This window comes from Azovibrio restrictus DSM 23866 (assembly GCF_000429665.1).
Lineage (GTDB): Bacteria > Pseudomonadota > Gammaproteobacteria > Burkholderiales > Rhodocyclaceae > Azovibrio > Azovibrio restrictus.
Genome location: NZ_AUCH01000002.1, coordinates 136,532 through 154,178, shown reverse-complemented (window position 1 = coordinate 154,178; position 17,647 = coordinate 136,532). Strand labels below are relative to the sequence as shown.

The window sequence follows — 17,647 nt, the reverse complement described above, 5'->3', positions numbered from 1 at the left end:
GTCCTCCCTTGCCTGCCCTGGGCAGGTTCTTTTCATCGCCCGGGCCGACAGCGGCCAGGATTTATCCGGCCGACATGTTAACACAGGGATCAGAGCCCGCCGGCCGGGGCCTGGCGCGGGCTTACTCCCAGGGCGGCTCGGCCTGGAGGAAATGGCCGATGGCCGTGGGCAGGGCATCCACCAGGGCGCCCACCCGGCCCGCCAGCCAGGCCTGGGGTAGCCGCGCCCCGGTCGGGGGGATCAGCTCGGGAACCAGGCTGCTGGCCGTGGCCAGATCGTTCAGGTGCCCCAGGACTTCCTGCAGATCCACCAGTCCGGCCAGGTAGCGGGCGCTCCGGCGCTCCCCGAACAGGCCGGCGAAGAACTCCAGGGCGTAGCGCAGTTTCTTGAAGGCGATGCGCAGTTCGTGCCTGGCCTCCGGGTCCAGATTGCGCACCGCCTCGCCCAGCCGGGTCACCTGCCGGGCCCGGCCCACCAGGCGGCGGCGGGCCAGTTTCACCAGGGGCGGCATGGCCTCGGCAAACTGCAGATGGATCAGGGCCCATTCGAAGTCCAGCAGCAGCAGCCGGGCGGCGGGCGCCGCCAGGATGTCCCGGGCGTGCTTGCGGGCCTGGCGCTGCCGTTTTTCCGCCTGGGCCTGGAGCTTGTCCGCCAGCCCGTCGTCACCCAGCTCCCGGCGCATCAGGGGCAGGGTTTCAGCCAGGAACACGTCCAGGTTGCGGCAATCTCCCAGGGCATTGGCCAGGTCCCGCCAGCGCTCGCTGAACTCCGCCACGAATTCGGCCGGCAGCCAGGGGGCGAACAGTTTCAGGGCCGAACGCAGACGCCGGATGGCCACCCGGGCCTGGTGCACGAACTCCGGCTCGTCGGCGGTCTGCAGGCCGGACAGGTTGAGGCACAGGTGGACCATGCAGTTGCGGGCGATGTGCTGGAACGCGGCCCCCCCGTCCTGGCCAGCCGGCAGGGAAGGCCGGGCCTTGGCCGCCGCCGGCCGATGGCCCAGCTGCCGGGCCCGGTCCACGGGCCCCAGCAGGCAGGGCTGCAGGGCAAAGGCCCCCAGCAGGCTGCGAGCCAGCATCAGCACGTTGTCGCCACTGCCCTCCAGGGGCAGCAGGCCCACGCGCCCGAAACTCAGGCGCTGTTCCCCGGCCACCAGTTCGACCCGCTCCAGCAGGAGGCCGGCGGCCCCGGCGGCCGTATCCACCAGCAGCCGCTCCTCGCGGATGTGCTCGCTGCAGACCGGCTCGAGGCGGGCAGCCAGGCCGGTGAGCCATTGCCGCAGGGCCTTGTCGGACAGGAAAGCGAAATCGAAACCGCTGGGGCCGCAGTATTCGGCCCCCAGCAACTCGGCCCGCCAGCCCAGGCCGCCAGCGCCACTCCCCTGGGGTCCCCCGGGCCGGCCGGAGAGCTCCAGGCGCCATTCCCAGCCACAGCGCACCCGGGCCAGGAGCAGGCCCTTACGGGCCAGAGCCCCGTCCGGGGTGTCGAAATAATCCAGATGACGTTCCTGACGCTGGCCGGCAGCCCTGGGCAGGGCCCGGTGCAGGCGCAGCTGGCGCAGTTCGCCAGGAGCGAGCTCGTAGTGAAACATGGCTGACCTCACGGTGATGGACCGCGCCGCCGGGACAGCCCGGCGGCTCTGCTTTGTTACATTTTTATGACACAAATCAAGACCTTGCCAGGTCCTGGGCGGCCCCGGCATCTTACCCCGGCCCCGGGGCGGGTCCAAGCCTGGGACTGTCTTCAAGTTGTCATACCAGGCCTCTAGCATGGGGGTTTTGTCGCCCCCCTCCTTTTACGCCATGCGCATTTTGATGATTTCCGATGTGTACTTTCCCCGGGTCAACGGGGTTTCCACCTCCATCGAGACCTTTCGCAAATGCCTGGGCCAGGCGGGGGTCGAAGTGACCCTGATGGCCCCCCGCTATGGCCGGGAGGAAACCGAGGAACCCCTGGACCTGATCCGCCTGCCCGCCAGCGCCATCCCCCTGGACCCGGAGGATCGCCTGATGTCCTACCGGGCGGCCCTGGCCCTGGCGCCCCAGCTGGCCCGGGAACAGTACGACCTGATCCACATCCAGACCCCCTTCGTGGCCCATTACGCGGGCGTGGCCCTGGCCCGCAAGCTGGGCCTGCCGGCTGTGGCCACCTACCACACCCTGTTCGAGGAATACCTCTACCACTACATTTCCTTCCTGCCCCGGGAATGGCTGCGCGGCCTGGCCCGCCGCTTTTCCCGGCAGCAGTGCAATGAGCTGGCCGGCGTCATCGTCCCTTCCCGGGCCATGGCCGAGCGGCTGACGGAGTACGGCGTGCAGGTGGAGACGGAAGTCCTGCCCACCGGGATTCCCCTGCAGCGTTTCGCCAAGGGAGACCGCCAGGCTTTCCGGCAACGCTACGGCATTGCCCCGGAGCGCCCCGTGGCCCTGTTCGTGGGGCGGGTGGCCCATGAGAAGAACATCGGCTTCCTGCTTGAAGCTGCCCGTCTGGCCCTGGAAGAACAGCCCGAGCTGCTCCTGGTGATCACCGGCGAAGGGCCGGCCCGCCCCGCCCTGGAACGGCAGGCGGAGCAACTGGGCATCGCCGCCCAGGTGCTGTTCCTGGGCTACCTGGACCGGGAACGGGAGCTGCCGGACACCTATGCCGGGGCTGACCTGTTCGTCTTTTCCTCCCGTACCGAGACCCAGGGCCTGGTGCTCCTGGAGGCCATGGCCGCCGGCCTGCCGGTCCTGGGCCTGGCCGCCATGGGCACCGCCGACATCCTGGCGCCCGAACGGGGCGCCGTGGTGGGCCAGGACGATGTGGCCGGATTCGCCCGGCAGATGGCGGCCCTGCTGGGCGATCCGGCACGCTTGCAGGCCCTGGCGGCAGCCGCCGTTCCCTACGCCGCCGAATGGTCGGACCAGGCCATGGCCCATCGCCTGGCGGCCTTCTATACCCAGCTGACGGAACGCCACCGGACTGCCGGTCGCCTGCCCCTGCCCGCCCCCAGCCCTCTGCCCCGGGCCCTCAATAGTCCCTGACTATTCCCCGGATATACAGAAGCAATTGGCTCCCGCGCCCCGCCCTGCGGGACAATCGACCCGTTAGATCGTCAAGGTCTGCACCGCAACCTCCCAGGCGGTGCCAACCCCGATCCCGACAGAGAAGCAGAAAGCCGGGCGGCATGTACCGCCCGGCACCCCCTCCCCCGGCGATCATAGCCAACAACAATAACAAAAATACACGCAATCAATTTCAGCAATGATGCCGTACCTGCTGTAATGGCACTGAACCATTACCGGAGGACGCCATCATGAGCACCATCCATCTGCCCCTGCCTCACTCCAAGCCCCGCCGCCTGCAGTTCTGCCTCGGTCTGGGCATTGCCGCCACCGGCCTGGTGCTGTTGCTCCAGGAACTGTTGCAGGCCCTGGCCCACCTGGGCTGAACAGATTCGCTCTCGGGCCGGGGCGCGAACTTTCCCGCCGTGACAGCAACTAAGGTCAGTCATATCAAGATCAGCAACTCTCAACCCGAAAGGAAATCAGCAAATGGCAAACACGGTAACCCTGGGCGGCAACCCGGTGCAGGTGGATGGTCTCTTTCCCCAGGCGGGCCAGAAGGCCGCGCCCTTCACCCTGGTGGGCAAGGATCTCGCCGACGTGCCCCTCACCCACTTCGTGGGCAAGCGCAAGGTGCTCAACATCTTCCCGAGCGTGGACACCCCCGTCTGTGCCGCTTCGGTGCGCCATTTCAATGCCGCCGCCGCGCGCCTGGAAAACACCGTGGTGCTGTGCATTTCCGCCGACCTGCCCTTCGCCCAGAGCCGCTTCTGCGGCGCCGAGGGCCTGGACAACGTGATCTCCCTGTCCACCCTGCGGGGCCGGGAATTCCTCAAGGCCTACGGGGTAGCCCTGGCCAGCGGCCCCCTGGCCGGCCTGGCCGCCCGGGCCGTAGTGGTGCTGGACGAGAACAACCAGGTGCTGCACGCGGAACTGGTGCCGGAAATCAAGCAGGAGCCCGACTACGCGGCGGCCCTGGCGGCTCTGGCCTGATTCGCAGAAAAGTCCCCGGTAAACGGCAAATGGGCGGGAATTCCCGCCCATTTGCCGTTTACCGCAGAGCCTCAGGCTTCGAGCAGGCTGCGCAGCATCCAGGCGGTCTTTTCATGAACCTGCATGCGCTGGGTCAGCAGGTCGGCGGTGGGTTCGTCGTTGGCCGCATCCACCACGGGGAACATCTTGCGGGCGGTACGCACCACGGCTTCCTGGCCCTCCACCAGCTGGGCGATCATCTCTTCGGCCTTGGGCACGCCGACGGGCTCGGGGATGGAGGTGAGCTTGGCGAATTCGCTATAGGTGCCGGGAGCGGGATAACCCAGGGCGCGGATGCGTTCGGCCACCAGGTCCACGGCCAGGGCCAGTTCGTTGTACTGGGCCTCGAACATCAGGTGCAGGGTGTTGAACATGGGACCCTTGACGTTCCAGTGGAAGTTGTGGGTCTTCAGGTACAGGGTGTAGGTGTCGGCCAGCAGGTGGGACAGGCCTTCGACGATCTTGGCCCGGTCCTTCTCGTTGATGCCGATATCGATGCCGGCGGCGGGCTTGGCCGCTGCGGGTTTGGCCGCCACGGCCTTGGTGGCCGTGCTCTTGGCCGCGGCAGGCTTGGCTGCAGCAGGGGTGGTCTTCGGGGCAGCGGGGGTCTTGGCGGGGGCCTTCTTGCTGGGGGCTTTGTTCATGGCTGAGCTCCTGGGGACGTTTCGGTTCTGGATGCGGTTTCAGGATGTACCGGGAAAAACGGCAGGCCGGACAGACGCCATTTGTACCCCGTAAATGGGGACGGGGCAAGCCTGGAGCGGTCTTCAGGACGTCATGGGAATGCCACAAATACTCAACACGGGACTGTTAGGGTGCAGGGCTTTGCCACCTCAGCCAAGGAGAGTTCTTGTGACCACCCCGCCGCCTTCGGGAACGGAAACCACCCACCAGGAAAGCCCCTACAAGGGCAAGACCGGCCTGCGCCGGGTCTGGAACGCCCTGCATTACTCCCTGGCCGGCCTCTCGGCCGCCTATCGTCATGAAGATGCCTTCCGCCAGGAGGTCCTGCTGGCCGCCCTGCTCCTTCCCCTGGCCCTGTGGCTGCCGGTCACCGGGGTCGGCAAGGCCATGATGGTGGCCAGCGTCCTCCTGGTGCTGGTGGTGGAACTGCTGAACTCGGCCATCGAGGCCACCGTGGACCGGGTGTCCCTGGAAAATCACCGGCTCGCCAAGCGGGCCAAGGACATCGGCAGCGCCGCCGTGCTGATCAGCCTGATCAACGTGGCCCTGGTCTGGGGCCTGGTGCTGCTGGGCGCGCCCTGAGCCTGGGGGAGCCGCCCTGGCCCCTGGCGGCTTCCCACTTCAAAAAAGCATCACAAAAGCGTCAACTCCCTGTCTTCCCCGGGCGCCACCATCGCCCCCATGAACCAAGACGACATCATCGTCCAGCACCTGGCCCGCACGCCCCGCCTGAGGGTGGCCATGGTGACGGAAACCTTCCCCCCGGAGGTCAACGGCGTCGCCATGACCCTGGGCCGCATGGTCGGTGGCCTCCTGGCCCGGGGCCATTCCATCCAGCTGGTGCGACCGCGCCAGGGCAGCGCGGACGTGGCCAGCCAGGAAGAACATTTCCAGGAAACCCTGGCTCCCGGGGTGCCCATTCCCCGCTACGGTGGCCTGCGTTTTGGCCTGCCCCTGCAATCCCGGCTCGGACAGATCTGGGGCAGCAGCCGGCCGGATCTGGTGCATGTGGCCACCGAGGGCCCCCTGGGCTGGTCTGCTGTGGCCGCCGCCAGAAAGCTCAAGCTGCCGGTGACCTCGGGCTTCCATACCAATTTCGACCACTACAGCCGCCACTACGGCTTCGGCTGGCTGAAGAAGCCCGTGGCCGGCTACCTGAAACGCTTCCACAACCGTACCGCCGCCACCTTCGTGCCCACCGCCGAGATGGCCCGGGACCTGGGTGGCCAGGGCTACACCAATCTGCAGGTGCTGGCCCGGGGCGTGGACCGGCAGCTGTTCGATCCGGCCCGCCGCTCCGAAGCCCTGCGCCAGGAATGGCAGGTGGCCCCGGAGCAGCTGGCCGTGCTGGTGGTCAGCCGCCTGGCCCCGGAAAAGAACCTGCACCTGGCCCTGCGGGCCTTCCAGGCCATCCGGGAAGTACGCCCCGATGCCCGCCTGATCCTGGTGGGCGATGGCCCGGCCCGCAAGTCCCTGAGCCAGTCCTGGCCCCAGGCCCACTTTGCCGGCATGCGTAGCGGCGAGGATCTGGCCAGCCACTATGCCTCCGGCGACCTGTTCCTGTTTCCCAGCCTCACGGAGACCTTCGGCAACGTGACCCTGGAGGCCATGTCCAGCGGTCTGCCGGTGGTGGCCTACCGCTCCGCTGCCGCCGCCGAGGTGATCGAGGACGGCCATTCGGGCCTGCTGGCGGAACCGGGCCGGGAACAGGACTTCATCGCCGCCGCCCGCCGCCTGGCCGCCGACCCGGCCCTGCGCCACCGCCTGGGCCGCGCCGCCCGGGAGCGGGTCGAGCCCATAGACTGGGAATGCATCCACGACCGGCTGGAATCCGCCTTCTTCCACATCGTGCGACGGCACCAGCGCCTGCCGGGCCAGGAAAACCACTTCCTGCAGATCGTCCCGGACTAGAGCCCATGCCCCAGGTCCGCGCCGTCTTCATCTCCGACCTGCACCTGGGCACCCGGGCCTGTCAGGCCGGCCCGCTGCTGGAGTTTCTCAAGGAATATCCCTCCGAGTACCTGTACATGGTGGGGGATATCGTGGATTTCTGGGCCATGAGCCGGGGCATCCACTGGACCCCGGCCCAGAACACGGTGGTCCAGAAGATCCTGCGCCGGGCCCGGCACGGGGACCAGGTGATGCTGATTCCCGGCAACCATGACGAGGCCCTGCGGGAATACGTGGGCACCGCCTTCGGCGACATCCGGGTGGAGCGGGAATGGGTGCATACGGCGGCCGACGGGCGCCGCTACCTGCTGGTGCATGGAGACGAATTCGACCAGATCACCTACTGCCACCGCTGGATCGCCGTGATCGGCGACATGGCCTACAACACCCTGGTGCGCGCCAACATCCTCCTCTCCTGGCTGCGCCGCAAGCTGCGCCGGCCCGGCTACTGGTCCCTGGCCGGCTACGCCAAGCGCAAGGTGAAGAAGGCCATCAACTTCATCTTCGATTTCGAGGATGCGGTGGCCCACGAGGTACGCCAGCGGGGCCTGCACGGGGTGATCTGCGGCCACATCCACTGGGCGGCAATCCGGGAAATGCAGGGGCTGACCTACATCAACTGCGGCGACTGGGTGGATAGCTGCACGGCCATCATCGAACATCTGGACGGCCGCATGGAACTGGTGCACTGGCACAGCCCGGTGGGGGCCGAAGCCCGGGCCGGAATGGCTCCGGCCAGCGGCGAGGAGGCGCCGGAGGAGCTGCCCTTAGCGCTGCCCCAGCCGGCCCTGATGCAGGATCAGACGACCCCGTTGGCTTTGAGGAAAGGCACGTAGGCCTTGTCCACCCGCAGGATGTGGTGGATCAGCCAGGCCTTGAGAAATTCCATGGTGTCTTCGGTGACGGGCTCCCCCCCGTCAAAATCCAGCAGGAGCTTCATGGCCTGATTGGTGAAGCTGTCGTGTTCCCGCTTGTGGGCTTCGGTTTCCGGGTAGCCCAGGCGGTTGAACAGGTCTTCCTCGAGAATGAAGTGGTTCATGGTGTAATCCACCAATCCCTCAAGGATCTCGCCGACCACCTTGGTGTCGGGATGTTGCGATTCGATCTGGTCGTACAGACGGTTGGTGGCCTCCACCAACCAGCGGTGCTGGGTGTCGATGGATTCGATACCGAGCACGAATTCATCGGACCATGGCATAAAAGACACGTTGATTCCTCCCATTTCTGGAGCTGCTGCTCCTTATGGGCCGAAGGATGCCATCATCCCGCGCCCAGGGAAAGCCCCAGGGCTTGCCTGGCAGGGTTTATCCCATCAGAATGACGTGGATAAAACAACACGGAGAGATTCACCGATGCGTTCTGCCCGCCCCCTGCTCCTCTGCCTGCCCCTGTTCGCCGCTCCGCTGCTGGCCCACGCTGACCAGGGCCTGGCCACCGCCAAGAACTGCATGGGGTGTCATGCCCTGGAAAAGAAACTGATCGGTCCTTCCTACAAGGACATCGCCGCCAAGTACAAGGGGCAGAAGGATGCCGAGGCCATGCTGGTGGGCAAGGTCATGAAGGGCAGCAACGGCGTCTGGGGCACCATGGCCATGCCCCCGTCCACCAATCTCAGCGAAGCGGAAGCCAAAAAGCTGGTGGCCTGGGTCCTGACCCAGTAGGCCCCCGACTCAGTCCTCCCGGGCCGGCCCAGCCGGCCCTTTGCATTTGCCGCGACAGGCCGGGCAGATGGCGCTGATCTCCACCTCCGGCTGGTCCAGCTCATGACCTTCTGCCGCCAGGGCCTGGGCCAGGGCCTCCAGGGCCCCGCCCTGCTGCAGTTCCGTCACCCGGTTGCAGCTGGGACAGATCAGGAACAGGCTGGGCTGCCGATGGGCCGCCTGGGCACAGGCCACGAACAGGTTCATACGGCCGATCTTGTGGGCCAGCCCCTGCTCGATGAGAAAGTCCAGAGCTCGGTACACGGTGGGGGGAGAAGCATTAGGCTGCTCCGCCTGCATCAGGGCCAGCAGCTCATAGGCCTTCAGCCCCCCCGGATGCGCCCGCAACAGGGCCAGGGCCCGGCGCCGGATCGGCGTCAGGCTCGCCCCCCGCTCCCGGCACCAGAGGGCCAGTTCATCCAGCAGGGCGGGCTCCGCCCCGGACGGACAAAGGCCGGTTTCGGCAAGGGAAAGAGAAGCAGGCATGGGCATCCACAGACTTGGGCAAACAGGTGCGATGTTATAACATTGCAAAAACGAACAAAAGCCACCTGCCCCCAACCCATGCACGAACTCTCCCGTTCCTTCATCTTCGAAGCCGCCCATACCCTGCAAAGGGACATCCAGGCCGAGGGCAGCCGCCGCATCCACGGGCACAGTTACCGGGCCACGGCCACCCTGGCCGGCCAGCCGGACCCGGTCAGCGGCATGCTGCTCGACCTGGGCCATTTCGACCAGGCCCTGGGCCGGATCAGGGAGCGCCTGGACCACCACTTCCTCGACGAGGTCCCCGGCCTGGGACCCGCCACCCTGGAAAACCTGAGCCGTTTCATCTACGCCGCCCTGGCCCCGGAACTGCCCGGCCTGGTCCGGGTGACCGTCAGCCGGGACCTGAGCGGCGACAGCTGCTGCTACTGGCCCGACCCCGCCAGCCCCGCCCCGGGCACCGGCGCAAGCCTTCTCGAACAATGGAGCCAACTCGCATGAAGAAATCCCTGCTTGCCACCGCCCTCTTCCTGGCCACCACCGCCCCGGCCTGGGCCCATGAGCACGGGCACGACCATTCCCAAGGTCATGCCGCCCACGTCCACGGCCAGGCAACGCTGCTGCTGGTGGTGGACAAGGGCCTGGTCCAGGCCACCCTGGAATCCCCCCTGGACAATCTGCTGGGCTTCGAGCACGCCCCCAGGACGGACAAGGAGCGCCAGGCCGTGCGGCAGATGGCCAAGGCCCTGCAGACCCCGGACACCCTGCTGAGTTTCGATCCCCAGGCCGGCTGCAAGCTGGAGCGGACGCAGCTGAACTCCGCCGTCCTGCCCGCCAGCCTGCTGCAGGGGAATCAGGCCGCCCCGGCAGCGGGCGCGGCTGATGCCGGCCACGGGGACCTGGAGGTGGAGGCCAGCTACCAGTGCCAGAACCCGCCCAGGACCATAGACGTGCGCCTGTTCAAACACTTCAAGGGCCTGCAGCGCCTGAATGTGGAAATCGTCAGCGAGAAAGAACAGGCCGCCCGGCAGCTCAACCCCGCCCAGCCCCGGATCAAGCTGGACTGATGCGCGACCTGCCCGGCCCGGCCATCCTCCTAGAGCAGCTGCGCTTTCGCTGGCAGCGGCAGGCACCCTTGTGCCTGGACATCCCGGCCCTGGACATCCAGGCCGGGGAACGGGTGTTCCTGTACGGCCCCAGCGGCAGCGGCAAGAGCACCCTGCTCGGCCTGCTGGGCGCCGTGCATCAACCGGAAAGCGGCCGCATCGAAGTCCTGGGCCAGGATCTGGCCCGCCTCTCGGGCAGCGGCCGGGACCGATTCCGGGTGGATCACATCGGCTTCATCTTCCAGCAGTTCAACCTGATCCCCTACCTGCCGGTGCTGGACAACGTGCTGCTGCCCTGCCGCTTCTCCGCCCGGCGGCGGGCCCGGGCCGGACAGGACCATGGACGCCAGGAGGCCCGCCGCCTGCTCGAGGCCCTAGGCCTGGAAGGGGAGCAGCTGGGACGCCAGGCCAGCCAGCTGTCGGTGGGCCAGCAGCAGCGGGTTGCCGCGGCCCGGGCCCTGATCGGCAGTCCCGAGCTGATCATCGCCGACGAACCCACCTCGGCCCTGGATGCGGACCGCCAGGACGACTTCCTGGAACTGCTGCTGCAGGAATGCGCCGCCCAGGGCACCACGCTCCTGTTCGTCAGCCACGACCACCGGCTCGCCCCCCACTTCACCCGGGAACTCTCCCTGGTCCAGTTGAACGGAGCCCGCCCATGAACGCCCTGTTCGGCCTGGCCCTGAAAAGCGCCTGGAACCGGCGCCTGACCCTGGGCCTGACCCTGCTCTCCATCGCCCTGGCGGTGACCCTGCTGCTCGGGGTGGAGCGCACCCGGGTGGCGGCCCGGGCCAGTTTCTCCCAGTCCGTCTCCGGGGCCGACCTGGTCCTGGGGGCCCGTACCAGCCCCGTGCAGCTGATGCTCTACAGCGTTTTCCGCATGGGCGGCGCCACCAACAACATCGGCTGGGACAGCTACCAGGCCGTGATCCGCCACCCGGCCGTGGCCTGGAGCATTCCCATCGCCCTGGGGGATTCGCACCGGGGCTTCCCGGTGATCGGTACCGACGCGGCCTACTTCGAACACTTCCGCCATGGCCGCGGGCGCAGCCTCTCTTTCGCCCAGGGCCGGCCCTTCGACGGCCTGTTCGAGGCGGTGCTGGGGGCCGAGGTGGCCCGGCGCCTGGGATACCGCCTGGATCAGGCGATCACCCTGAGCCACGGCAGCGGCGAGCTGAAGCAGTCCGAGCACGGGGACAAGCCCTTCACGGTGGTAGGCATCCTGGCGCCCACGGGCACCCCCGTGGACCATTCGGTGCACGTCAGCCTGGAAGCCATCGAAGCCATCCACCTGGACTGGCAGGGGGGCGCTCCCATGCCCGGGGTGCAGATCAGCCCGGAACAGGTGCGCAAGTTCGACCTCAGCCCCAAGACCATCACCGCCGCCCTGATCGGTCTCAAGCAGCGGACCGCCGTGTTCAAGGTGCAGCGCCACATCAACAGCTACCCCAAGGAGCCCCTGCTGGCCGTGCTGCCCGGGGTGGCCCTGGACGAGCTGTGGCGGGTGGTGGCCATGGTGGAACAAGCCCTGCTCGGCATCTCGGTGCTGGTGGTGGCCGTAGGCCTGGCCGGACTGGTGGCGGTGATCCTGGCCAGCCTCAACGAAAGGCGCCGGGAGCTGGCGGTGCTGCGCTCGGTGGGCGCCGGGCCCCGGCACATCCTCGCCCTGCTGGCTCTGGAAGGGGCCAGCATCACCCTGGCCGGCCTGGGCCTGGGCCTGCTGCTCCTGAACCTGGCCGCCTGGCTCGCCGGCCCCACCCTGGAGGCCCGCCTGGGGCTGACCCTGGCGCTCCAGGAAGTCAGCCCGGCGGAGCTGAAGCTGCTGGGCGCCGTGTTCCTCACCGGAGTCCTGGCCAGCCTGCTGCCCGCCGCCCTGGCCTACCGCCAGGCCCTGACCGACGGCCTCACCCCCCGCCTCTGAGCACAGCCCCGGGGCAAGGCCGCCTCAGCGCCCCAGGAGCTTGCCCAGGGATTCCCCCAGCCCCCTGGCGATACTGCCCCCGGCGCTGCCCACTCCCTTGGCCAGGTCCTCCAGGCTGATGCCCAGGACCCCGGCCACGGAAGAGCCCACCCGGGTCATGAGGTTCTCGTTGAGGGAAAAGCGGGGATCGTTGATGTCCCCTTCGAGGACGAACTGGACACTGATGCGGCCGCGCCGGTCCTGCATCATGGCCACCACCGCCTGGCGGGGCATGCCCATGAAGGCGTTGCCCCCCGGAGCCAGCTCCAGGTCCTGGAGGGTCAGGGTGCCCGGGCCGCGCAGCCGCCCCTGGCGCACCACGCTATGCACATCCAGGTCCAGGCTGCCCCGCCGCACGCCGGTTTCCGCCGCCTTGATCAGGTAGGGCTGCAGGGCGGTCAGATCCACCCCTTGCAGGCGCAGCTTCAGGTCGGATTCCCGGCTCGCCAGCTCCACCTCTCCCTCGAGCTGCAGGCGGCCATCCTGGCGCTGGCCCTTCAGCACCCCATCCAGCTGCAGCCGGCTGCGCCCGCCCAGGTCGGGCAGGCGCAGCTCGTCGAGCCGGGCCTGCAGCTGCTCCAGACGGATTTTCAGGGCCGGCTGGCGCACCGAGGCGTCGAAGAACTCCACGGCACCATCCACCAGCTCTATGCTGCCTACGCTCACCGGGGTGCCGGATGCGGCTCCGTCAGCCTCCTCCCGGCCCCCGCCCTCTTCCTGGGGCCTGCCCTCGGTAAGGCCGGGCAGGACCCGCAGGCGCCCGTCCCGGGTGCGCAGCAGGGAGAGATAAGCCCCTTCGACCCGGATCCGGCTCAGCACCACCCGGGCGCCGAGCAGGTCGGCCAGGGAGGGCACCACCAGGACCCGCTCGGCCCGCAACTGGTCCGGGGCCGGCCAGGCGCCCTTGCCGGCCCCCGGCTCGGCCGGCAGGCGCAGGCCGAGGATTTCCACTCCGCCCAACCCGACCCGGAGCTCCCTGAGCTCGGCCCGGGGCCCCAGGGCCGCCAGCACCTGTCCCTGGAGCAGATGCACCGCCACCTGGAAAGCGGCAAAACCCAGCAGGGCGAGGAGCAGCAGCCCCCCCAGCAGGAACAGGGGCCAGGAACGGCGCGGGGCGGATACCGGGGTCATGGACAGGGCTCCACGGAAAGGGAAGATTCTACCCAGCCCGGCCTCAGGGGTGCGCGGGAAAGTCCAGGTTGGCGGCGGAATCCAGGAAATGGAAACGCAGGGTGGGAGGCTTCCAGCCATCCGCCGGCTGCAGCACCTTGAGCACTGAATCGTTGAGCTGCAGCTCCACCCGGTAATCGGGCAAGGTGGTGTCGTAGCGGGGCAGCACCTTCTTCAGGTATTCAAGCTCGTGCTCTTCCTGCTGAATCACCCCCATGGTTTCGAGCAGGTTGAGCTTGGGCCAGTGTTCCCCTTGGGGCCGACCCCGGGTGACGATGCCCATGAAACGCTGGAAATCCCCGTAGAAGGGGTCCTCCGGCTCGACGCTCTTGCCGTTCGAGTAGATGCCGTCCATGAACAGGGTGATGCGGCGGTTCCCCGGGGTCTGGCGGGACCAGGCCAGCAGGATGTCGTTGAGGGTGGCCGAGAGGCAGAGCTCCAGATGCCCGCCCACCAGATACACATGGGAGACCGGCAGGGGAAAGCTGAATTCGCCGCCGCCGGAATGAACCCAGTAATCGGGCCGGCAATCCTCCATGTAATAGAAGGCCAGGGGGCTGTCATCCTGCAGGTAGATGACCGGAATGCCCTGTTGCCGGGCGAAGCGCACCGCCTCGTCCACACCGCGCTTGCTGGTGTAACGGGCATCGTAGGTGGAGCTGGCATGGGTGACGATCATCACCGACTCCCCCTTGAGCCGCACCCTGGCCGGGTCCGTCAGGGGATGCTCGGGGCAGGCCGCCCCGGCCCCCAGGGGCAGACAGCAGCACAGCAGCAACAGGAAACGGCGCAGCACCAGGAAAACCATGGAGACCTCAGGACTGGACACAAAACCCGCACTTTTCCATGAACACTTCATTTTTGTAAGCAATCCATGGAGAGCCAAGCTTTACCCTATTCCCCTTCCAGGTTGCCGATCAGGGCAAACAGGCGCTTGTAGAAATCCGGATCGGTGACGGTCTCGTCGGCCACCTTCACCATGGCCTCCTTGTTGGCCATCCAGGGCAGGGAAATGGAGCCCATGCCCGCCACGCTCACCCCGGCGCTGCTGGAGGCGGACTTCAGCTCATAGCGGCTCTGCACGGCGCTGGCGTAGAGCACGCTGCCGCCGCTGCCCGAGGGCAGGCACACCAGGGTGATGGAAAGCTCGGTCTGATGCCCGGATTCGGGCTGGAAGAACTTGCTGCCCTTGACCGAGTTCGGACGCCCCATCTCCACCTGGTAGCCCTGACTGAGCAGGGCCCGCTGCCCCACCTGGCAATTGTCCAGGGGCTCCAGGGTGGAACGGTATTCGAAGGGCGACTCCGCGGTGAAAGCCTCGTCCCGGTAAGCCGGGGCAGGCTTGGCGCAGGCGGCCAGCAGGACGATCAGGCTCAGGCAGAAAAGGATCGAGGAACGCATGGGACTCAAGGAAAATTCATGGGGGAAAGGAGCCGCGGCCCCTGATTCCGGGGGCTTAGTTTACCCGCACCCGGCCGGCAACCCCAGGGTTTTAAATTTTGTTGCAATCGCCCCTCCAGCCGGCCTCCCCGGGCCGGGGCCCGGCCTCAGATTTCCAGCCCGCACAGGGCCAGCAGGGCCAGCAAGCCCTGGCTCAGGTGCCGCTCCCGATGCACCAGGATCAGGAACTCCCGGCCCAGGTCGAGAAAAGGGGTGTGCACCGGCAGCAGGCTGCCCTGGTCGAAGGACTCCTGCAGTTCCAGGCGGGACAGGCAGCCCAGCCCCAGGCCCCGGCGCACGCACTGGCGGATGGCCTCCGGCTGCTCCAGTTCCAGGGCCAGACGCGGACTCAGGGTGGCATTGGCCATGGCCCGCTCGAACACCTCCCGAGTCCCTGAGCCCCGCTCCCGCAGCACCCAGCCGGCCCCCGCCAGCTCCGCCTGGGTGACGACCCGGCCGGCCAGGGGATGCCCGGGGCCGGCGAACACCACCAGCCGGTCCTGGTGCCAGGGCAGACGCCGGATCGCCGCTTCCTGCACCGGCCCTTCCACGAAGCCCAGGTCGATGCGGAAAGCCAGGAGCTCGGCCACCACCTGGGCCGTGTTGTGCAGGGCCAGGCCCAGACGGCTGCCCGGATGGCGCTGCTGCATCCCGGCCAGCAGACCCGGCAGCAGATGGTTGCCGATGGTGAGGCTGGCCCCCAGTTTCAGGTCGAAGGCGGAGCCGCCGCTGCGGGCCGCCGACTCAAGATCCCGCACCCGGTCGAGGATTTCCAGGGCCCGGGGCAGGAGGCGCCGGCCCTGTTCATTGAGCAGCAGCTGCCGGCCCACCCGGTCGAACAGCCGCCCATCCAGCTGCCGCTCCAGATCCGCCAGGGCCATGCTGGCCGCCGCCTGGCTCAGGGCGACGGCATCGGCGGCCCGGGTGACCTGGCCGTGGCTGGCCACGGCAGCGAACACTTCCAGCTGACGCAGGGTGACTTTCATGGCGCTAGCCTCGGGAATAAAGACGACAGCATTACATCAGAAAAACAGATCAACAGAATAAGAAATATCAGTTTTACCTATTCAACCCAGCTCCATAAGGTATCGCCCATATTCCTTGCGGAGCATTCCCATGAACCCCCTGCGCAGCGGCCGGCTGTTACTGCCCGGCCTGAGCCTGATCCTCGCTGTCGGGCTGGCCGCCACCCTGCTCGCCACGGGCACGAGCCTGAGCCAGCAGGGCTTCGGCCCCCTGAGCCTGGCGATCCTGGTGGGCGCCCTCCTGGGCAACCTGCTCCCCCGCCTCCAGGCGCCCGGCAACCAGCCTGGCCTGCGCCTGGCTCAGCGCCAGTTCCTGCGCCTCGGGGTGGCCCTGTCCGGCTTCAACCTGAGCCTGCAGCAGTTGCTGCAGGTGGGCGGCAGCGGCCTGCTGGCAGACCTGCTGGTGGTCGGTAGCACCCTGGGACTGGGTTATTTCCTCGGCACCCGCTGGCTGGGTCTGGACCGGGAGACGGCCCTGCTCACCAGCGCCGGCAGCGCCATCTGCGGCGCTGCGGCGGTGGTGGCCACGGTGCCGGTGCTGCGCCTGGAGGAGGCCCGGGCCGCCGAGAAAACCGCTGTGGCCGTGGCCACCGTGGTGCTGTTCGGCACCCTGGCGATGTTGCTCTATCCCCTGCTGGCCCGCTGGGTCTGGCTGGACCATCCGGGCTTCGGCATTTACGTGGGCTCCACGGTGCATGAAGTGGCCCAGGTGGTAGCCATAGGCCACAGCCTGGGGGAACAGGTGGCCCGGGACGGCATGGTGGTGAAGATGCTGCGGGTGCTGCTGCTGATCCCCTTCCTGCTGTTCCTGAGCGCCCTGCCCGGCCGCCAGGGGCGGGAAACCGGGCGGCCGGCCATCACCATTCCCTGGTTTGCCCTGGGCTTCATCGCCTGCGTCGGGCTCAATTCCCTGGCCCTGCTGCCCCCGGCCGGGGTGGAGCTCCTGAGGCAGCTGGCGGCCCTGCTGCTCACCGGGGCCATGGCAGCCCTGGGCCTGGAGACCACCTGGGCCCGCATGCGCCGGGCCGGGCCCCGGCCCCTGCTCCTGGGGGCCCTGCTGTTCCTGCACCTGGTGCTGGTGGGCGGCCTGATCAACTGGTGGCTGACAGCCTAGGGCATGCTCACGGCCAGCAACGGGGAAGGCCTGGGTGGCGCGGGGAGGGATGGACGCACGTGATCAGACACATGCGCTAAAGCAGCCTTGTGTAGCCAAAGCTACAGAGCGGGCCGGAAGACTTTCCGAGAATGCAGCCGTCGCCCATGCCGGGCGACATCCTTCATTACTCAGGAAAGGTACTGCCATGAAAACAGGTTTCGCCTCACTCTTTTGCGCTGTTTCCCTGATGATCGCCGCCCTGCCTGCCGGCGCCGGCGGCACGCCGCTACCGGTGCTCGACAAGGCGCGCACCGCCGTCCTCGTCACCGACCCGCAGAACGATTTCCTGCGCGAAGACGGCAAGCTCTACGGCCTGCTCAAGGACAACCTCGCCGAACTCGGCACCATCGCCAACCTGGACAAGCTGATGCGCACGGCCAAGGCCAGTGGCGTCGCCCTGGCCGTCGATCCGCTGGTGTATACCGCCCTCGACGGCAAATGGACGCATGCCGGCGCCCTGCAGCGCCAGTTGCTCGACATGAAGGCCCTGCACCGCACCGCACTCAACGACCCGCAGGGCTTCGAGGGCTCCGGCGCCGACTTCTACGCGCCCTACAAGCCCTACATCCTCGACGGCAAGACCATCGTCGTCGCGCCGCACAAGCTCTACGGGCCGGAGAGCAACGACCTCATCTACCAGCTGCGCAGCCGCGGCATCGACACCGTCGTCCTCGCCGGCATGGTCGCCAACCTGTGCGTCGATTCGCACCTGCGCGCGCTGATGGAAAACGGCTTCCGCGTCTATGTCGTCAAGGACGCCGTCGCCGCCCCCGGCAAGGAGGCCTACCAGGCGGCGCTGGTCAATTACGGCATGATCGCCAACGGCGTGCTGACCACGGCGGAAGCGGTGCAGGCCATCAGCCGCTGAACTTTGCGCCAGAAGCCGTACTCCGG

Annotated in this window: 21 protein-coding genes; 13 read left to right on the top strand and 8 right to left on the bottom strand. The window is 67.8% G+C overall.

Annotation, left to right across the window (positions count from 1 at the left end; all coding sequences use genetic code 11):
• Positions 1–121 precede the first annotated feature (121 nt).
• Positions 122–1,591 (bottom strand): CHAD domain-containing protein, encoded by a 1,470-nt coding sequence (locus tag G474_RS21805; protein WP_051281741.1) that lies wholly within the window; start codon positions 1,589–1,591, stop codon positions 122–124.
• Between the two features lie 223 nt (positions 1,592–1,814).
• Here G474_RS21805 and G474_RS0102760 point away from each other — a divergent pair, with 223 nt between their 5' ends.
• The 3 genes from G474_RS0102760 (at position 1,815) to tpx (ending at position 4,037) form a co-directional block, all read left to right on the top strand.
• Positions 1,815–3,023 (top strand): glycosyltransferase, encoded by a 1,209-nt coding sequence (locus G474_RS0102760; protein ID WP_425386866.1) that lies wholly within the window; start codon positions 1,815–1,817, stop codon positions 3,021–3,023.
• Positions 3,024–3,295: 272 nt separating this feature from the next.
• Complete coding sequence (locus G474_RS24375; protein ID WP_281171695.1) at positions 3,296–3,430, top strand: hypothetical protein; 135 nt, start codon at positions 3,296–3,298, stop codon at positions 3,428–3,430.
• 103 nt (positions 3,431–3,533) lie between these two features.
• The gene (gene tpx / locus G474_RS0102750) at positions 3,534–4,037 is read left to right on the top strand and encodes a thiol peroxidase (RefSeq protein ID WP_026685640.1); all 504 of its coding nucleotides are present in this window, start codon (positions 3,534–3,536) and stop codon (positions 4,035–4,037) included.
• A gap of 71 nt (positions 4,038–4,108) precedes the next feature.
• On the opposite strand, the gene G474_RS0102745 is transcribed toward tpx, so the two are convergent.
• The gene (locus G474_RS0102745) at positions 4,109–4,612 is read right to left on the bottom strand and encodes a Dps family protein (RefSeq protein ID WP_026685639.1); all 504 of its coding nucleotides are present in this window, start codon (positions 4,610–4,612) and stop codon (positions 4,109–4,111) included.
• A gap of 316 nt (positions 4,613–4,928) precedes the next feature.
• Between G474_RS0102745 and G474_RS0102740 the strand changes: the two genes are divergently transcribed.
• The 3 genes from G474_RS0102740 to G474_RS19250 all read left to right on the top strand — a co-directional run bounded on the left by G474_RS0102740 (position 4,929) and on the right by G474_RS19250 (position 7,546).
• On the top strand, positions 4,929–5,342 hold the full coding sequence (locus G474_RS0102740; protein WP_051281739.1) for a diacylglycerol kinase: 414 nt from the start codon (positions 4,929–4,931) through the stop codon (positions 5,340–5,342).
• A gap of 99 nt (positions 5,343–5,441) precedes the next feature.
• Complete coding sequence (locus G474_RS19255; protein ID WP_051281737.1) at positions 5,442–6,671, top strand: glycosyltransferase family 4 protein; 1,230 nt, start codon at positions 5,442–5,444, stop codon at positions 6,669–6,671.
• A 5-nt stretch (positions 6,672–6,676) separates the two neighbouring features.
• Positions 6,677–7,546: a UDP-2,3-diacylglucosamine diphosphatase gene (locus tag G474_RS19250; protein WP_051281735.1), complete on the top strand. Its 870-nt coding sequence runs from the start codon at positions 6,677–6,679 to the stop codon at positions 7,544–7,546.
• Here G474_RS19250 and G474_RS0102725 read toward each other — a convergent pair.
• A complete protein-coding gene (locus tag G474_RS0102725) occupies positions 7,510–7,908 on the bottom strand; it encodes a bacteriohemerythrin (RefSeq protein WP_245589292.1) in 399 nt (132 codons plus the stop codon). The two genes, G474_RS19250 and G474_RS0102725, sit on opposite strands and share 37 nt — an antisense overlap.
• A gap of 154 nt (positions 7,909–8,062) precedes the next feature.
• Between G474_RS0102725 and G474_RS0102720 the strand changes: the two genes are divergently transcribed.
• Positions 8,063–8,371 (top strand): c-type cytochrome, encoded by a 309-nt coding sequence (locus tag G474_RS0102720; protein WP_043462994.1) that lies wholly within the window; start codon positions 8,063–8,065, stop codon positions 8,369–8,371.
• A gap of 9 nt (positions 8,372–8,380) precedes the next feature.
• Here the strand turns inward: G474_RS0102720 and G474_RS19245 are convergent, their stop codons facing one another.
• Positions 8,381–8,896 (bottom strand): transcriptional repressor, encoded by a 516-nt coding sequence (locus G474_RS19245; RefSeq protein ID WP_051281733.1) that lies wholly within the window; start codon positions 8,894–8,896, stop codon positions 8,381–8,383.
• A 78-nt stretch (positions 8,897–8,974) separates the two neighbouring features.
• Here G474_RS19245 and G474_RS19240 point away from each other — a divergent pair, with 78 nt between their 5' ends.
• The 4 genes from G474_RS19240 to G474_RS0102695 are packed head-to-tail and all read left to right on the top strand — an operon-like array spanning position 8,975 to position 11,923.
• Positions 8,975–9,397: a 6-pyruvoyl trahydropterin synthase family protein gene (locus tag G474_RS19240; RefSeq protein ID WP_051281731.1), complete on the top strand. Its 423-nt coding sequence runs from the start codon at positions 8,975–8,977 to the stop codon at positions 9,395–9,397.
• Positions 9,394–9,963, top strand: coding sequence for a ZrgA family zinc uptake protein (locus G474_RS19235; protein ID WP_051281730.1), 570 nt, complete (start codon positions 9,394–9,396; stop codon positions 9,961–9,963). Before G474_RS19240 ends, G474_RS19235 begins: the two co-directional genes overlap by 4 nt.
• Complete coding sequence (locus G474_RS0102700; RefSeq protein WP_043462992.1) at positions 9,963–10,664, top strand: ABC transporter ATP-binding protein; 702 nt, start codon at positions 9,963–9,965, stop codon at positions 10,662–10,664. Before G474_RS19235 ends, G474_RS0102700 begins: the two co-directional genes overlap by 1 nt.
• Positions 10,661–11,923 (top strand): ABC transporter permease, encoded by a 1,263-nt coding sequence (locus G474_RS0102695; protein ID WP_026685634.1) that lies wholly within the window; start codon positions 10,661–10,663, stop codon positions 11,921–11,923. The genes G474_RS0102700 and G474_RS0102695 overlap by 4 nt, the downstream gene beginning before the upstream one ends.
• Positions 11,924–11,947: 24 nt before the next feature.
• Here G474_RS0102695 and G474_RS0102690 read toward each other — a convergent pair whose 3' ends face one another.
• The 4 genes from G474_RS0102690 to G474_RS19230 all read right to left on the bottom strand — a co-directional run bounded on the left by G474_RS0102690 (position 11,948) and on the right by G474_RS19230 (position 15,558).
• Complete coding sequence (locus G474_RS0102690) at positions 11,948–13,093, bottom strand: DUF748 domain-containing protein (RefSeq protein ID WP_051281728.1); 1,146 nt, start codon at positions 13,091–13,093, stop codon at positions 11,948–11,950.
• Positions 13,094–13,136: 43 nt separating this feature from the next.
• A complete protein-coding gene (locus G474_RS0102685) occupies positions 13,137–13,961 on the bottom strand; it encodes a hypothetical protein (RefSeq protein WP_156919124.1) in 825 nt (274 codons plus the stop codon).
• 65 nt (positions 13,962–14,026) lie between these two features.
• Complete coding sequence (locus G474_RS0102680) at positions 14,027–14,533, bottom strand: DUF2242 domain-containing protein (protein ID WP_026685631.1); 507 nt, start codon at positions 14,531–14,533, stop codon at positions 14,027–14,029.
• 146 nt (positions 14,534–14,679) lie between these two features.
• Positions 14,680–15,558 carry a LysR family transcriptional regulator gene (locus tag G474_RS19230; protein ID WP_043462990.1) on the bottom strand — a complete coding sequence of 293 codons (879 nt, stop codon included), beginning with the start codon at positions 15,556–15,558 and terminating at the stop codon, positions 14,680–14,682.
• Between the two features lie 130 nt (positions 15,559–15,688).
• Here G474_RS19230 and G474_RS0102670 point away from each other — a divergent pair, with 130 nt between their 5' ends.
• Together G474_RS0102670 and G474_RS19225 are read left to right on the top strand one after the other, a co-directional pair.
• Positions 15,689–16,711, top strand: coding sequence for a YeiH family protein (locus G474_RS0102670; RefSeq protein WP_026685630.1), 1,023 nt, complete (start codon positions 15,689–15,691; stop codon positions 16,709–16,711).
• Between the two features lie 187 nt (positions 16,712–16,898).
• Entirely contained in the window at positions 16,899–17,621 is a 723-nt protein-coding gene (locus G474_RS19225) for a cysteine hydrolase family protein (protein WP_051281726.1), read from the top strand.
• The last annotated feature ends 26 nt before the right edge of the window (positions 17,622–17,647 follow it).

Bases quoted from the DNA above. Each gene is read 5' to 3' on its own strand.
- G474_RS21805 (WP_051281741.1), bottom strand. From the start codon at position 1,591: ATGTTTCACTACGAGCTCGCTCCTGGCGAACTGCGCCAGCTGCGCCTG.
- G474_RS0102760 (WP_425386866.1), top strand. From the start codon at position 1,815: ATGATTTCCGATGTGTACTTTCCCCGGGTCAACGGGGTTTCCACCTCC.
- G474_RS24375 (WP_281171695.1), top strand. From the start codon at position 3,296: ATGAGCACCATCCATCTGCCCCTGCCTCACTCCAAGCCCCGCCGCCTG.
- tpx (WP_026685640.1), top strand. From the start codon at position 3,534: ATGGCAAACACGGTAACCCTGGGCGGCAACCCGGTGCAGGTGGATGGT.
- G474_RS19255 (WP_051281737.1), top strand. From the start codon at position 5,442: ATGAACCAAGACGACATCATCGTCCAGCACCTGGCCCGCACGCCCCGC.
- G474_RS19250 (WP_051281735.1), top strand. From the start codon at position 6,677: ATGCCCCAGGTCCGCGCCGTCTTCATCTCCGACCTGCACCTGGGCACC.
- G474_RS0102725 (WP_245589292.1), bottom strand. From the start codon at position 7,908: ATGCCATGGTCCGATGAATTCGTGCTCGGTATCGAATCCATCGACACC.
- G474_RS0102720 (WP_043462994.1), top strand. From the start codon at position 8,063: ATGCGTTCTGCCCGCCCCCTGCTCCTCTGCCTGCCCCTGTTCGCCGCT.
- G474_RS19245 (WP_051281733.1), bottom strand. From the start codon at position 8,896: ATGCCTGCTTCTCTTTCCCTTGCCGAAACCGGCCTTTGTCCGTCCGGG.
- G474_RS19240 (WP_051281731.1), top strand. From the start codon at position 8,975: ATGCACGAACTCTCCCGTTCCTTCATCTTCGAAGCCGCCCATACCCTG.
- G474_RS19235 (WP_051281730.1), top strand. From the start codon at position 9,394: ATGAAGAAATCCCTGCTTGCCACCGCCCTCTTCCTGGCCACCACCGCC.
- G474_RS0102700 (WP_043462992.1), top strand. From the start codon at position 9,963: ATGCGCGACCTGCCCGGCCCGGCCATCCTCCTAGAGCAGCTGCGCTTT.
- G474_RS0102695 (WP_026685634.1), top strand. From the start codon at position 10,661: ATGAACGCCCTGTTCGGCCTGGCCCTGAAAAGCGCCTGGAACCGGCGC.
- G474_RS0102690 (WP_051281728.1), bottom strand. From the start codon at position 13,093: ATGACCCCGGTATCCGCCCCGCGCCGTTCCTGGCCCCTGTTCCTGCTG.
- G474_RS0102680 (WP_026685631.1), bottom strand. From the start codon at position 14,533: ATGCGTTCCTCGATCCTTTTCTGCCTGAGCCTGATCGTCCTGCTGGCC.
- G474_RS19230 (WP_043462990.1), bottom strand. From the start codon at position 15,558: ATGAAAGTCACCCTGCGTCAGCTGGAAGTGTTCGCTGCCGTGGCCAGC.
- G474_RS0102670 (WP_026685630.1), top strand. From the start codon at position 15,689: ATGAACCCCCTGCGCAGCGGCCGGCTGTTACTGCCCGGCCTGAGCCTG.
- G474_RS19225 (WP_051281726.1), top strand. From the start codon at position 16,899: ATGAAAACAGGTTTCGCCTCACTCTTTTGCGCTGTTTCCCTGATGATC.